This window comes from Mycolicibacterium arenosum (assembly GCF_024320865.1).
Taxonomy (GTDB): Bacteria; Actinomycetota; Actinomycetes; order Mycobacteriales; family Mycobacteriaceae; genus Mycobacterium; species Mycobacterium arenosum.
In genome coordinates this window covers 568,317-581,425 of sequence record NZ_JANDBD010000002.1, presented here as the reverse complement: position 1 = coordinate 581,425, position 13,109 = coordinate 568,317, and the positions used below count along the sequence as shown (strand labels likewise).

The following is a 13,109-nucleotide window of genomic DNA, read 5'->3' as shown; positions in this document are numbered from 1 at the left end:
CACTCCTCAACTAAGTCGGACAACCGTCCGAGTTGAGTGAAGCATGACTACCGCCGAAAGCGCAACGACGATCAGCGGGAGCGGCCGGCGACGGGTCGCGGATCGGCGAGCAGGACGACCATGTCCACCGCGCGATCGAGATCGCGGTGGGCCCGATCCGAATCGGGGCTGGCGATGTACTGCAGGATCAGCCCGTCCACCAGTGCGAGGGAGAGGCGGGCGAGCACCCCGAAGTCGACGGCGCAGCGCTCCCCCGCATCGCGCGCCGCCCGCTCGCAGAGGTCCGCGATGAGCGACGTGTAGCGCTCATACTGCAGCTGCGCCAACCCGCGCGGCCCCTCGCTTCGTGCCGAGTACAGCTCCAGCTCGTATTGCATTATCTGCAAACCGATTTCACCCTCGACCAAGGTCTTCCAGAACGTCGTGACCCCGGTGCGCATCGCGTGTGCCACCCCACTGCCGACGTCGAGGTCCGATTGCACCGTGTCCAGTACGTCGTCGATGACGGCGGCGATCACGGCGCGCAGTAGCTTGTCCTTGGACGGGAACACGTAGTGCAGCGTGCCCAGTGGCACGCCCGCCTCGGCCGCCACCCCGCGCAACGTCGTGTTCGGCACGCCGATGTCGCTGAGGACGCGGATGGCGGCAGCGACGATCTGCTGCTCACGCTCGACTGCCCGCACGTAGGCCATCGACTCAGTGTCGCACGGCATGTCGGACAACCGACCGAAGCGTCCTCAGGTACCGGCCCGCAGCGTTCGAATCGGGCTCTCACCGTAGGCCTCGCGATGGAACGCGGCGAACCGGCCGGCGTGGCCGAACCCCCACCTGAGGGCGATCTCGCCCACGGTGACGACGGCCGGATCGGCCGACGCCAACTCGACGTGGGCGTGGTGCAGTCGGACTCTGCGCAGGTACTCCAGCGGCGTGACGTCGCGGTGCCTGCGGAACAGGTACTGCAGCGCCCGCGGAGTCACCGACGCGGCGGCGGCGATGTCGGCGAGGCTGATGTCCCGTGCCGCGTTGTCGTCGACGAAGGCGATGGCGCGACGGAGGTGCTGCGGCGTGCCGTCGCGCCGGTCCGCAACGCCTGCGTCGATCCGCGCGGTGTTCGGGAACGTCGCGAGGACGGCCGCCGCCACGTGCCGCCGGATCTCGCCCGCCAGCACCGGGTTGTTCCCGTTGAGCACGCGATCCGAGACATCGCGCACGTAGTCGATGACGTGGGTGAAGTACCTGTTCGCATCGTCGTCGATCGGCCGCAGGCCGGTGAGTCGGACGGGGCGGGCGGAGCGTGCGAACGACGTCGAGGCCGTCTCGTCGAGGGCCTTCGCATCGAGAACCAGTTGACTGAACCGTCCCGCGTGCACGTCACCGCTGAAGGGAACACCCTGGTGCGCGCCGAGGGCGACCACCGCGCCGGGACCGGCGTAGACCGGTGCGACGCCCGGTAGCCGTTGGTCGAATCCGCCCGAATGGGGAACGCAGAACATCAGATTCGCCATCGGCTCGGCTTCGTACCGGAAGTCGGCGCCGTAATCCAGTTCCTGGAACGCGAGCGGCCCCGTTCCCGATTGGGTGATGCGGAATCTGGTGGCCGCGCCGGCCGACGCCGAGAGGCGGATTCGGGCGAACTGCGCGGCCAGCACCGCTTCGGCTTCACCGAGGTCGTCGGTGTCGAGGAGGATCTCGCTCACCGCTACGCCGTGCCGGTCCGCTCGCGGTGCTTGCACCCCGGCCAGCAGCAGGGCCTGCGCATGCCCTCCTCGAGTTCCTCCTGGGTTCGGCGGATACGCCGTTCGCGCGTGGCGGCCTGCTTGGCGTCCTCCACCCAGCAGATGAACTCGTTGCGCGCGAGCGGCGTGATGTCGATCCAGGCTCTGAGAGCAGTGTCGTTGGCCGCCAACGCCTTACGCAGATCCGTCGGCAGTTGGTGCACCACCCCGCCAGGCACTCGAGTAGCGCTCATACCCAACGATAACGCCGGAGGTCACACCACTAGCTGCATTCCGTCCTCGCCGACGGTGATCCGGCCGTGAAAGTGATCGGACACGCCCCTGGTGAACAGGAAGCTGCGGTTGTCGAGGGCCTAGGCGGTGGCCCGCGTCGCCGCACGCGGCTCCGGTGTGCCCGTCCCGCAGAGCAACACGCGAATTCCGCTGGGGTCGTTGGAGAATGAGTTCTGATCCGCGGACTGCAGTCGATCCCGGATCGCGTAGTCGACGATCGATTCGCGTGTGAGGTAGATCAGTGCGCACGTGGCGAGGAGGACGACGAGGACCACGGCGCCCATGCCGACGGCCACCCAGAAGTTCGCGTCGGCGAGCAGGCCCTCCAGCGCGACGGCCGCGACCAGTGGGAGCGCGTCCGCGACGGCGACCGGCCGAACCTGTCCTGGCTGTTCCACGACGGTCCGCCGGGGCCGAAGCTGGAGAAATCAACACCGGGACTGCTGCTGCGTTTCGAGCAGGCGATCACCGACGCGTTCAACGACCGCGGCGACGACGGGCCGGGTCAGGCCGAGCTGATCACGACGGCGTTCACCGTGCTGCGCGGGATCCAGTCAGAGCGGTGCCACCCGGTCGGCCCACGGCAGCGCCGTCTCCAGCTGCGACGCCAGCTCGATCAGCAGCGTCTCCCCCGCCAGCGGCGCCACGAACTGCACACCGAGCGGAACGCCCGCCGACGTCTGGTGCAGCGGTAGCGATATCGCCGGTCGCCCGGTGATGTTCGCGAGCTGCGTGTACGGCACCCAGCCGAGGTTCTTGTCGACCATGTCGTCGACGACGTTCGTGAAACCCAGCAGACGCGTCGTACGCGTCTTCAGCAGCACGTCGGACGCCCGCTGCAGCGGAACCGGCAAGTCGAACTCGCCGATCCTCGGCGGCGGCGTGGCGAGCGTCGGGGTGAGCAGCAGATCGTAGGACTCGAAGAACGCACTGAGCCTGCGGGTGTGCTCGTGCCTGCGCTGCACGGCGTCGACGTAGTCCACGCTGCCGGTCGCCCGGCCCAGCGCGGCCATGATGAGCGTGTCCCGCTCGAACTTGTCGTCCCCGGCACCCGTGCGCGCTTTCGCGTCGGCGACTTCCCACGCGACGTACGCGAACCAGGTCAGCAGGAACTCCTTCGCGAGTGCCGCATCGTCGAACGGCGCCTCCGGTAGTTCCTCGACGTGGTGGCCGAGATCGGTGAGGGCCTGCACGGTCGCCTCGACGGCGGCGAACGCCTCGCGGTCCGGGTGCGGCGTGATTGCCGACGGCACCCGCACGCCGATCCGCAGCGTGCCGGGATCCCGGCCCACGGCAGTGGCGAACGGCGCATCGGGCAGCGCGGGCGCGAACGGCCCGGACGGCTCGCCGCCCGCGAGGACGTCCAGCATCGCGGCGGTGTCGCGCACGGTGCGCGAGACGACTCCCTGCACCGCCGCACCGTGCATCGACTCCGCCGTGACAGGACCGTTCGGGGTGAGCCCGCGGCCGGGTTTGAGGCCGACGAGGCCGCAGCACGCCGCCGGGATGCGGATCGATCCGCCACCGTCGTTGGCACCCGCGCACGGCACGATGCCCGCGGCCACCGCTGCGGCCGAACCGCCCGACGACCCACCTGGCGTCCGGTCGAGGTTCCACGGATTGCGGGCCGGGCCCCAGGCCTCGGGCTCGGTGATGCCCTTCGCGCCGAACTCCGGGGTATTGGTCTTACCGAAGATCACCAGGCCCGCGTCGAGCCAGCGCTGAACGACGGTCGCGTGCTCGGCTACCTTGAGCGACATCAGGGCACGCGAACCAGACGACGTGGGCAGGCCCGCGTAGTCCTGGGCGAGGTCCTTCACCAGGAAGGGCACGCCCGCGAAGGGACCGGTGACCTCGTCGGTCGGCGCGGCGGGGACGTCGCGCACGATCGCGTTGATCCGCGGGTTCACCGCGGCCGACCGCTCGCGTGCCAGCGCCAGTAACTCCGCAGCCGACACCTCCTTGTCGGCGACCAGTTTCGCCAGCCCGGTGGCGTCGTACGTGCGGTACTCGTCGAAGTTCACCGTCCGACCGTATGCCGCGGCGGCTGAGAGTGTCACAGCTACGCGGGGAACTCCACGGCGCGGCCGTTCGTATAACCACCCGAAGCCTGTCGCCGATCCGAGAGACCGAATGAGACGCGCTAAGCGCAAACGCCGACGACCTAGTGTCCGACCCCGCGGGTGTGCGCCGTGCTGATCGCAGGGAGCATCGCGCTCGGCGTCCTCGTCGTCCTGCTCATCACCGCGTTCACCGCGTACTTCGTCGCGCAGGAATTCGCCTTCATGGCGGTGGACCGCTCACAACTCAAGGCCAGTGCTGCGGCGGGTGACGCCGGGGCCGCCCGCGCGCTGTCGGTCACGCGGCGCACGTCGTTCATGTTGTCGGGTGCCCAACTCGGAATCACCGTCACCGGCCTGCTGGTCGGCTACGTCGCCGAACCGCTGATCGGCCAGGGCATCGGTCAACTCCTGGGGATCGCCAACGTGCCCTCAGGCGTCGGGATCGCGATCGGCGGCGTGCTCGCCATCCTGTTCTCCACGCTGGTGCAGATGGTGTTCGGCGAGCTCTTCCCGAAGAACCTCGCCATCGCCCGACCCGAGCCCGTTGCGCGCAGACTCGCAACGTCGACCACCGTGTACCTCGCGGTGTTCGGTTGGCTGATCAAGCTCTTCGACGCGTCCTCCAACCTGCTGCTGAAGGCGCTGCGAATCGAACCGGTGCACGACGTCGAGCACTCGGCCACCGCCCGAGACCTCGAGCACATCGTGGCCGAGTCCCGCGACGCCGGAGAACTACCGCGCGAGCTCTCGGTGCTGCTCGACCGAATCCTGGACTTCCCCACCCGCACAGCCGAACACGCGATGATCCCGCGTGGTCGTGTCGACCTCGTCGACGCCGACGCGACCACCGACGCGGTGCTCGCGACGATGGCGGCCGGCCACACCCGCTACCCCGTCGTCGACAACGGGTCGATGGAGCCCATCGGCGTCGTGCACCTGCACGACCTGCTCGACCCGGCCGCTTCGGGTACGGCGCGCGGTGTGACGCGGCCCGCCGTCATCGTGCCGACGTCGCTACCACTGCTGGGGGTGGTGCACGAACTGACCACCGCCGGTGAGGAAATGGCGCTCGTCATCGACGAGTACGGCGATTTCGCCGGGATCGTCACCGTCGAGGACCTGGCCGAGGAACTCGTCGGCGAGATCGACGACGAGCACGATCTCGAGGGAGAAGCGGACGACTTCCAGCGGGACGGCGACAACTGGGTGATCCCCGGCGACGCCCCGGTGGACGAGGTGGAGCGCACGCTCGACACCGAACTGCCCGAAGGGGATTACGAGACTCTGGCCGGCCTGGTGATCACCGCGGGTGGTGGACTGCCGGAGGTCGGCGACGTCGTGGAGATCGAGCTGCCCGACGATCCCGCCGACCTACTCCTCGACGAACGTCCGCCCACCCGCGTGCTCCGCGTCGAGGTTCTCTCCGTCGACCGGCACGTGCCCGCCTCCGTGTCGGTGTCCCTGACGACCGCCGCCCCGAAAGCCGAAGAGCAGAACGATGAATGACCCGTGGATCATCGCGGCCATCACGATCGGGCTGATCGCCGCGAGCGCGTTCTTCGTGGCCGTCGAGTTCGCGTTGATCGCCGCACGGCGACACCGCCTCGAGGATGCCGCACCCCGCAGCGCATCAGCGCGCGCAGCGCTGCGGAGCGCGTCCGAACTATCGGTACTACTGGCCGGGTCGCAGCTGGGCATCACGGTGTGCACGCTGGCGCTCGGGGCGATCACCAAACCGGCCGTGCACCATTGGCTGACACCGCTTTTCACGTCGTGGGGTGCGCCGTTGTGGGCCGCCGACGTGGTGGGCTTCGTCCTGGCGCTGATCATCGTCACGTTCCTTCACCTGGTCGTCGGCGAGATGGCGCCCAAGTCGTGGGCCATCGCACACCCGGAACGGTCGGCGATCATGCTGGCGTTGCCGATGCGCACGTTCATGTGGGTTACCCGTCCGCTGATCGTGCGGCTCAACACGCTCGCCAACTGGTGCCTGCGGAAGGTCGGCGTGGTGCCGGTGGACGAGGTCGGCAGCGCCCAGAACCCGGATGCGCTCAAGCAACTCGTCGAACACTCCGCCACGGCCGGGACGCTCGACGAGCGCTTCCACGGCCGCCTCACCAGCGCGCTGGAACTACAGTCGCTCACCGTCGGCGACATCGTGCCCGCCGGAGCATCGTCGAGCAGCGTGGCGCCCACGGCATCCGTCGAGGAGGTGAAACGCGCAGCCCGCCGGACCGGTCACCTGCGCCTGCTGGTCGCCGATGGTGACAACATCGACGGTGTCGTCCACGTCCGCGACAGCCTGAGCGCGCCCGCCGAGTCGCTGGCCGCCGACCTGATGCGGCCCGCGCTGGTCCTTGACGTGAAAGTACCCGTGTACGAGGCGCTTCGGACGATGCGTGAGACTCGTAGCCATCTCGTCGTGATCACCAAGGGCGCCGCCGTGGTCGGGCTCATCACGCTCACCGACGTACTGGACCGACTGCTGCCGACGGGCCGTTCCGCGGCCTAGCACAGGACGCCGACTCGAAACACGTTGCGCGACCGACTTATCCACAGTCCGAGGTTCATCCACAGGGCGGCTCCGTGCGATCGAAATCGTCAGCGATCGAAGGTATGTTCGAAGCATGTCGATCGACGAGGCACTCGCCGCGTTCACCGCCGGGGTGGACGCACTGCTGACCGCCGACGTCGACACCCCCTCACACCACGAGCTGCTGACCCACTTCACCCGGATCGAGGACCAGACCCGCCGCATCCCGACCGCCGGCTACGCCATCCTGGCCCGCCTGCAACGCGAAGCGTCCCCCGTCGAACTGGGCGCCACCTCCTGGACCAAACTGCTGACCCTGCGCACCCGGATGAGCACCGGCCGCGCCCGCAGACTGCTCACCCGCGCCCGACAACTCGCCCCCCGCCCGCACCCTGCACGGTGAGCAGCTGCCCCCGCAGTGGGAGCACACCGCCACCGCCCTGGCCGACGGGACCATCGGCGACGAACACGTCGAGGTCATCGCCAAGTTCCTCGCCGCCCTGCCGGCATCGGTGGATCCGACCACCTCCGCCCACGCCGAAGCGTCCCTGGTTCAGGCCGCCGCCACCCTGGACCCGCGATCGCTGACCGTCGCCGCGATCCACCTGCTGGCGCTACTGCACCCCGACGGCGACGAACCCGCCGACGCCGCCGCGCGCAAGGCGGGCCTGCACCTGGGCAATCAGCAACCCGACGGCCTGAGCTACCTGTCCGGATGGATCTCCCCCACACTGCGCGCCCTCATCGAACCCATCCAGGGCAAATTCGCCGAACGCGGCCGCCACCCCCGACCCCAACCCGAAGCGGAGTCGGAGCCGCCGCCCGAACCCGCTGCCGCCGAGAACGATCCGTTCGCCCCGCACCCCGACGACCCACCACCCCCGCCGCCCAACCCGGTCCTGGACCACCTGTGGCGCACCAGAGCCCAGTACACCCACGACGCGTTCGCCACCGCCCCGGACCTGCTGCTGCGCTCGAACACCCTCGGCACGCTCAACGGACTGCCCACCACCGTGGTCGTCACCACCACCCTGCAGGAACTCCAAGCCGGCGCCGGTTACGCCGTCACCGGCGGCGGCACCCGCCTGCCGATGCGCGACCTCATCGCCATGGCCGCCGACGCCTACCACTACCTCGCCGTGTTCGACGGCCACACCTCGATGGCCCTGCACCTCGGCCGCGCGCAACGCTGCGCCACCGGAGCCCAGAAACTCATGCTCTTCGGCCGGGAACGCGGATGCACCTGCCCCGGCTGCACCGTGGACTACTACCGCACCCAAGCCCACCACGGCGTCGCCGACTGGAAACACCACGGCCAGACCAACATCGACGACCTCACCCTCGCCTGCGGACCCGGCAACCAGATGATCGAGGACACCGGCTGGAAAACCCGCCGCCGACCCGACGGCCGCTACGCGTGGATCGACCCCGTCACCGGCCGACCCCACGTCAACAACCTCCACCACCCCGAACGCCTCCTCACACCACGAGACGACGACCCCTTCTAACCGGGTCGGGCGTACGTCAGCGCAGCGGGATGTCGCGGCCGGGCCCCCGCTCGTCCTCCGACCGTGGCCCGAAGTAGCGGCGGTCGGACTCGGCGATGGTGACGTCGTTGATGCTGGCCTCCCGGCGCCGCATGAGGCCGCCGTCGGAGAACTCCCACAGTTCGTTGCCGTAGCTGCGGTACCACTGCCCCGCGGCGTCGTGCCACTCGTAGTGGAAGCGCACCGCGATCCTGTTCTCCCGGTAGTCCCAAAGGCTCTTGCGCAGAACGTAATCCAGCTCGCGCTCCCACTTGGCGGTGAGGAACTCGATGATGGCGGGCCTGCCGGTGATGAACAGGTCGCGATTACGCCACGTGGAGTCCTCGGTGTACGCGAGGCTGACCCGGTGCGGGTCGCGGGTGTTCCAGGCGTCCTCGGCGGCCTGCACCTTCTCGAGCGCACTGGACAGGTCGAACGGCGGGAACGGCGGTCGCTTGTCCGACATCGTTTGCCCTCTCTTGTGGTTACGGTTCGGCGTACTGCAGGTGGTCGGGTTGCGTGATCCAGCCGTCGGGCACGTCGGCCGACAGCACCAACTGGACGAACCGGCCGATCGCCGCCGTCGCGGCTCGGATCGGACACCACTGCAGGGTGTACGGCATGTACTGCGCCGGCGAGGTGGGCAGCATCCGGTAGGCCTCGGCGGACCTGGTGACGGAGTGGGTCGTCACGATCCAGTCGACATCGGCCTGCGCCCACCAGCGACCGGCGGACAGATCGGTGTCGATGAGTTCGGCGGTCGGCGGCGCGACGCCCGCAGCGTCGAGCACCTGCCGAATGCCCATCGACCACGCGGGGAACAGATCGTCGCTGTGCACGCCGAGAACCTCTCCCTCGAGATCGGACAGATTCACCGAATCCTGCTGTGCCAGAGGGTGTTCGGGTCGCAATGCCACCACCAGGGGTTCGGCGCAGAACACCTCGCCGATGATGCCCGGCGGCTCGTCGACGAGGCCCGACGTGATCGCCACGTCGACCTTTCCGTCGGGGATCGCCGTCTGCAGGTCGGGCAACCACATCCGCCGCACCGTGAGTTCGACGTTCGGCGCCTCGGCACCGAACGCGGCGACCAGGTGTGGTGCCAGCGCGGGCGCGACCGGCGGGGTGATGCCGAGCCGCACCGTTCCCGCGTCACCACCCACGATCCTGCGCACCGCGGCGGCGGCGCCACGGACGTCCTCGAGAATCGCATCGGCGCGGTTCAGCAGCTCGACACCGGCCTCGGTGAGCGCCACCCGTCGCGTCGTCCTGGTCAGCAGCGGCGTCCCCAACTCACGCTCCAGCCGCCGCACCATGTCGCTCAACGTCGGCTGGCTCATGTGCAGCTTCTGCGCCGCACGCCCGAAGTGCAGTTCGGTGGCCACGGCGACGAACGCCTCCAACTGCCGCAACTCCATCGGTCGATCGTATGCCGACGACAGGCCGTCACCGCCGCTCCATTGATCGGGATTCGCTATCACCGCGATAGGCGATCGCCCCTTTTTCCAGCCCCTGATGCGGGCCCATGGTGGGGGCATGACGACATTCGACACCCGCTACCAGACCGTCCTGATCGACGGACTCGACGTGTTCTACCGCGAAGCCGGTGACCCGTCCAAGCCCACCGTGCTACTACTGCACGGGTTTCCGTCGAGCTCGCACATGTTCCGAAACCTGATCGCGTCGCTGTCCGACGACTACCATCTGATCGCGCCCGACCACATCGGCTTCGGCAGGTCCTCGACGCCGTCGGTGGACGACTTCACCTACAGCTTCGAGCGTCTGACCGAGATCACGGAGAAGCTCATCACCCACCTCGGCCTGGAGCGCTTCGCGATCTACATCCACGACTACGGCGCACCCATCGGACTGCGCATCGCCACCGCGCGGCCCGAGCGCATCACGGCGATCATCACGCAGAGCGGCAACGCCTACATGGAGGGCTTCACCCCGTTCTGGGACATCCTGTTCGCTCACGCCCGGGACAGGGCGGCCAACGAGGCCGGGGTGCGCGAGTACCTGACCGCCGAGAAGACGCAGTGGCAGTACACCCACGGCGTGCCCGCCGATCGGCTCGACCGCATCGCGCCCGAGACCTGGGTGCTGGATCAGGCGGGGATGGACCGGGCCGGCAACAAGGAGATCCAACTGCAGCTGTTCTGGGACTACCAGTTCAACCTCGACTCCTACCCCGCGTTTCAGGAGTACTTCCGCACGCACCAGCCGCCGCTGCTGGTGACGTGGGGCCGCAACGACGAGATCTTCGGGGTCGCAGGAGCGGAGGCCTTCACACGGGACTTCCCGAACGGCGAGTTCCACCTGCTCGACGCGGGCCACTTCGCGCTGGAGTCGCACGGCGAGGAGATCAGCGGCTACATCCGCGGCTTCCTCGGTCGCGTCCTGACATGAGCCGCCGAATCTCGTGATCGGTAGCGGCCGCGCCGGGGTCGACTTGGCCATCGCCGACCGACGGCCGGCACCGAGGTCAGGAGCACGACATGACACGCACCGAGCGTCTGAGCAGAGCCTTCACCGCGGCCGTGCTGGCCGGTGGGCTCGCGATCGCCGGGTTCGGCATCGTCGCCGGCGTCGCGCAGCTCGCCGGCGATACGACGATCGCCGCCTTCAACCCGCAGCCCGAGCCGCCCACGCGACCCGGCCGCATCGATCCGGGCGGCCGCGTCGGGTTCGACCCGCAGCCCGACCCGCCTGGTGCCACCCGCGGGTTCGATCCGCAGCCGGAACCGCCGACCGGAGGCATCGCCGTCGGCCGCTAGCCGCCCGGTAGCGCATCCTCTACTATCTGCGTATGAACGCAGATAGTAGAACAGGGCGTCGCCTCGACGACGATCAGGCTGCGCTCGTCGTCGAGGTCTTCCGGATGCTGGCCGACTCCACGCGCATCCAGGTGCTGTGGGCGCTCGTCGAGGACGAACTCTCCGTCACCGAACTAGCCGAGTACGTCGGCAAGCCCGCTCCGTCGGTGTCCCAGCACCTCGCCAAGCTGCGCATGGCGCGCCTGGTTCGCACCCGCAGGTCCGGCACCACCATCTTCTACAGCCTCGAGAACGAGCACGTGCGCCAACTGGTGCGCGACGCCGTGTACAACGCCGAGCACTCCGGACCCGGCGTGCCCGCACACCACCGGGACGCCCCCGCCGTGCGCCCACTCGAGGCACGAAAGCCGCGGAAACGCAGCGGAACATGAGCCCGTTGCGCGACCCCACGTTCCGTCGACTGTTCGCCGCGCAGGTCGTCGCCCTGATCGGCACCGGGCTGCTGACGGTCGCCCTGGGCCTGCTCGCCTACGACCTGGCGGCAGGCGAGGCCGGCGCCGTGCTCGGGACGGCGCTCGCCATCAAGATGGCCGCCTACGTCGTCGTCGCCCCCGTCATCACCGCGGTCGCCTACCGGCTGCCGCGACGTGGACTCCTGCTGAGCGCCAACGCCGTTCGCGCACTGATCGCCGCGGCGCTGCCCTTCGTCGACCACACCTGGCAGATATACGCGCTCGTCTTCGTCCTCCAGGCCGCCTCGGCGACCTTCACCCCGGCATTCCAGTCCGTCATCCCCGCGGTGCTCGTCGACGAGGCGTCCTACACCCGCGGGCTGTCGCTGTCCCGCCTCGCCTACGACCTGGAATCGCTGCTCAGCCCCATCCTCGCCGCGGCCCTACTGACGGTGATGACCTACCACCACCTGTTCTTCGGCACCGTCGTCGGGTTCGGCGTGTCCACCCTCCTGGTTCTCACGACCGCCATCCCGGAGACACGGGTGGCCGATCCCATCGAAACCTTCTGGCGGCGAACCACATCGGGGGCGCGGGCGATGCTCGACAACCCCGTACTCCGCGGCCTGCTCACCCTGAACATGGTGGTCGCGACGGCCACCGCTCTGGTCGTCGTCAACTCCGTCGTCTTCGTGCACGACGTGCTCGGCTCGGCCGGTTCGGCGCTCGCCGCGCTGCTCGCCTGCTACGGAGCCGGGTCGATGGTGGTGGCCCTGGCGTTGCCGCACCTGCTGACCAGGGTTCCCGATCGCACGGTGATGCGTACCGGCGCCACCCTGATCCCGCTGACACTGACCGCGATCTCGGCGGTCCTGGTGGCCGACCCGACGCCGAGCGTCGGCTGGGTCGCGTTCGTCGTCGCATGGGCGATCCTCGGCGCGGCGACATCCCTGATCTCCACGCCGTCGGCACGGCTGGTGCGCTACGAGTCGACGCCCGACACGCGAACATCGGTGTTCACCGCGCAGTTCTCGCTATCGCACGCCTGCTTCCTCATCACCTACGCGTTGGCGGGCTGGCTCGGAGCCCTTGCGGGTCAACCCGTCACCGTGGCGGTGCTGACCGTGCTCGCGCTCGGCGCCGGGGTGGCGGCGTTCCGACTGTGGCCGCGAGATCGCGCGGCCGTCCGCCAGCGCCCGCACCTGGCTACAGTCGGGTGATGCTTCTCCTGCGCTGGCTGGTCGCCGTCGCCGCCGTGCTCGTATCCGTGTCCACCGCGTCCCCCGCGTTCGCGCATGCCGCGTTGATCAGCAGCGACCCCGCCGACGGCGCGGAACTCGACACCCCGCCGACACGCATCACGCTGACCTTCAACCAGGACATCGAGCGGCAGTTCGCGACGGTGACGGTCAGCGGACCCGATGGCACTCCGTACGCCGACGGCGCCGTGCGCGTCGACGGGCCGACCGTGGTGGTCGACGTGAAACCGCTCGGCGCCGCCGCGGCCTACGCCGTCGCCTACCGCGTCATCTCCGCTGACGGCCACCCGATCTCCGGCAAGTACAGCTTCCAGCTCACCAGAGCCGCACCCACGGTGACGAGTTCAGCGGCTCCGACGGCGAGCGCGGCCCCTGCCGCCGCCGCGCCGGCCGAGTCCGACGAGCGGGGCTTCCCCGCGTGGATCGCCGTCGCCGCGGCCGTCGTGCTCGCCGGACTCGCGGTGGTGATGGTGCGTCGACGCGGCTGAGG

The 13,109-nt window shown here is 69.2% G+C and carries 16 protein-coding genes; 9 read left to right on the top strand and 7 right to left on the bottom strand.

Annotated features, from left to right (window positions below; genetic code table 11):
- Positions 1-71: 71 nt before the first annotated feature.
- The 5 genes from NM203_RS06555 to NM203_RS06535 all read right to left on the bottom strand — a co-directional run bounded on the left by NM203_RS06555 (position 72) and on the right by NM203_RS06535 (position 4,033).
- Positions 72-692, bottom strand: a complete 621-nt coding sequence (locus NM203_RS06555; protein WP_255058916.1) for a TetR/AcrR family transcriptional regulator — start codon at positions 690-692, stop codon at positions 72-74.
- Between the two features lie 45 nt (positions 693-737).
- Positions 738-1,697, bottom strand: a complete 960-nt coding sequence (locus tag NM203_RS06550; RefSeq protein WP_255058915.1) for a helix-turn-helix transcriptional regulator — start codon at positions 1,695-1,697, stop codon at positions 738-740.
- Positions 1,698-1,699: 2 nt separating this feature from the next.
- The gene (locus NM203_RS06545; RefSeq protein ID WP_255058914.1) at positions 1,700-1,969 is read right to left on the bottom strand and encodes a YdeI/OmpD-associated family protein; all 270 of its coding nucleotides are present in this window, start codon (positions 1,967-1,969) and stop codon (positions 1,700-1,702) included.
- A 120-nt stretch (positions 1,970-2,089) separates the two neighbouring features.
- Positions 2,090-2,407: a hypothetical protein gene (locus NM203_RS06540; protein ID WP_255058913.1), complete on the bottom strand. Its 318-nt coding sequence runs from the start codon at positions 2,405-2,407 to the stop codon at positions 2,090-2,092.
- 156 nt (positions 2,408-2,563) lie between these two features.
- On the bottom strand, positions 2,564-4,033 hold the full coding sequence (locus NM203_RS06535; protein ID WP_255058912.1) for an amidase: 1,470 nt from the start codon (positions 4,031-4,033) through the stop codon (positions 2,564-2,566).
- A gap of 168 nt (positions 4,034-4,201) precedes the next feature.
- On the opposite strand from NM203_RS06535, the gene NM203_RS06530 reads away from it, so the two are divergent.
- The 4 genes from NM203_RS06530 (at position 4,202) to NM203_RS06515 (ending at position 8,113) form a co-directional block, all read left to right on the top strand.
- Complete coding sequence (locus NM203_RS06530) at positions 4,202-5,578, top strand: hemolysin family protein (protein ID WP_255058911.1); 1,377 nt, start codon at positions 4,202-4,204, stop codon at positions 5,576-5,578.
- Positions 5,571-6,584 (top strand): hemolysin family protein, encoded by a 1,014-nt coding sequence (locus NM203_RS06525; RefSeq protein ID WP_255058910.1) that lies wholly within the window; start codon positions 5,571-5,573, stop codon positions 6,582-6,584. Before NM203_RS06530 ends, NM203_RS06525 begins: the two co-directional genes overlap by 8 nt.
- A 115-nt stretch (positions 6,585-6,699) precedes the next feature.
- Positions 6,700-7,008: a DUF222 domain-containing protein gene (locus NM203_RS06520; RefSeq protein ID WP_255058909.1), complete on the top strand. Its 309-nt coding sequence runs from the start codon at positions 6,700-6,702 to the stop codon at positions 7,006-7,008.
- Positions 6,998-8,113, top strand: coding sequence for an HNH endonuclease signature motif containing protein (locus tag NM203_RS06515; protein ID WP_308212814.1), 1,116 nt, complete (start codon positions 6,998-7,000; stop codon positions 8,111-8,113). Before NM203_RS06520 ends, NM203_RS06515 begins: the two co-directional genes overlap by 11 nt.
- Positions 8,114-8,129: 16 nt before the next feature.
- Here the strand turns inward: NM203_RS06515 and NM203_RS06510 are convergent, their stop codons facing one another.
- Together NM203_RS06510 and NM203_RS06505 are read right to left on the bottom strand one after the other, a co-directional pair.
- Positions 8,130-8,597 carry a nuclear transport factor 2 family protein gene (locus tag NM203_RS06510; RefSeq protein ID WP_255058908.1) on the bottom strand — a complete coding sequence of 156 codons (468 nt, stop codon included), beginning with the start codon at positions 8,595-8,597 and terminating at the stop codon, positions 8,130-8,132.
- Between the two features lie 19 nt (positions 8,598-8,616).
- Entirely contained in the window at positions 8,617-9,549 is a 933-nt protein-coding gene (locus tag NM203_RS06505; RefSeq protein WP_255058907.1) for a LysR family transcriptional regulator, read from the bottom strand.
- Between the two features lie 118 nt (positions 9,550-9,667).
- Between NM203_RS06505 and NM203_RS06500 the strand changes: the two genes are divergently transcribed.
- The 5 genes from NM203_RS06500 to NM203_RS06480 all read left to right on the top strand — a co-directional run bounded on the left by NM203_RS06500 (position 9,668) and on the right by NM203_RS06480 (position 13,107).
- Positions 9,668-10,540 (top strand): alpha/beta fold hydrolase, encoded by an 873-nt coding sequence (locus tag NM203_RS06500; RefSeq protein ID WP_255058906.1) that lies wholly within the window; start codon positions 9,668-9,670, stop codon positions 10,538-10,540.
- 89 nt (positions 10,541-10,629) lie between these two features.
- On the top strand, positions 10,630-10,908 hold the full coding sequence (locus NM203_RS06495; protein WP_255058905.1) for a hypothetical protein: 279 nt from the start codon (positions 10,630-10,632) through the stop codon (positions 10,906-10,908).
- Between the two features lie 32 nt (positions 10,909-10,940).
- The gene (locus NM203_RS06490; protein WP_255058904.1) at positions 10,941-11,339 is read left to right on the top strand and encodes an ArsR/SmtB family transcription factor; all 399 of its coding nucleotides are present in this window, start codon (positions 10,941-10,943) and stop codon (positions 11,337-11,339) included.
- A complete protein-coding gene (locus NM203_RS06485) occupies positions 11,336-12,580 on the top strand; it encodes an MFS transporter (RefSeq protein ID WP_255058903.1) in 1,245 nt (414 codons plus the stop codon). The genes NM203_RS06490 and NM203_RS06485 overlap by 4 nt, the downstream gene beginning before the upstream one ends.
- Complete coding sequence (locus NM203_RS06480; RefSeq protein WP_255058902.1) at positions 12,580-13,107, top strand: copper resistance CopC family protein; 528 nt, start codon at positions 12,580-12,582, stop codon at positions 13,105-13,107. Before NM203_RS06485 ends, NM203_RS06480 begins: the two co-directional genes overlap by 1 nt.
- Positions 13,108-13,109 lie beyond the last annotated feature (2 nt).

Excerpts from the sequence above, each read along its gene's own strand:
- NM203_RS06555 (WP_255058916.1), bottom strand. The coding sequence starts at position 692 with ATGGCCTACGTGCGGGCAGTCGAGCGTGAGCAGCAGATCGTCGCTGCC.
- NM203_RS06545 (WP_255058914.1), bottom strand. The coding sequence starts at position 1,969 with ATGAGCGCTACTCGAGTGCCTGGCGGGGTGGTGCACCAACTGCCGACG.
- NM203_RS06525 (WP_255058910.1), top strand. The coding sequence starts at position 5,571 with ATGAATGACCCGTGGATCATCGCGGCCATCACGATCGGGCTGATCGCC.
- NM203_RS06520 (WP_255058909.1), top strand. The coding sequence starts at position 6,700 with ATGTCGATCGACGAGGCACTCGCCGCGTTCACCGCCGGGGTGGACGCA.
- NM203_RS06510 (WP_255058908.1), bottom strand. The coding sequence starts at position 8,597 with ATGTCGGACAAGCGACCGCCGTTCCCGCCGTTCGACCTGTCCAGTGCG.
- NM203_RS06505 (WP_255058907.1), bottom strand. The coding sequence starts at position 9,549 with ATGGAGTTGCGGCAGTTGGAGGCGTTCGTCGCCGTGGCCACCGAACTG.
- NM203_RS06500 (WP_255058906.1), top strand. The coding sequence starts at position 9,668 with ATGACGACATTCGACACCCGCTACCAGACCGTCCTGATCGACGGACTC.
- NM203_RS06495 (WP_255058905.1), top strand. The coding sequence starts at position 10,630 with ATGACACGCACCGAGCGTCTGAGCAGAGCCTTCACCGCGGCCGTGCTG.
- NM203_RS06490 (WP_255058904.1), top strand. The coding sequence starts at position 10,941 with ATGAACGCAGATAGTAGAACAGGGCGTCGCCTCGACGACGATCAGGCT.
- NM203_RS06485 (WP_255058903.1), top strand. The coding sequence starts at position 11,336 with ATGAGCCCGTTGCGCGACCCCACGTTCCGTCGACTGTTCGCCGCGCAG.
- NM203_RS06480 (WP_255058902.1), top strand. The coding sequence starts at position 12,580 with ATGCTTCTCCTGCGCTGGCTGGTCGCCGTCGCCGCCGTGCTCGTATCC.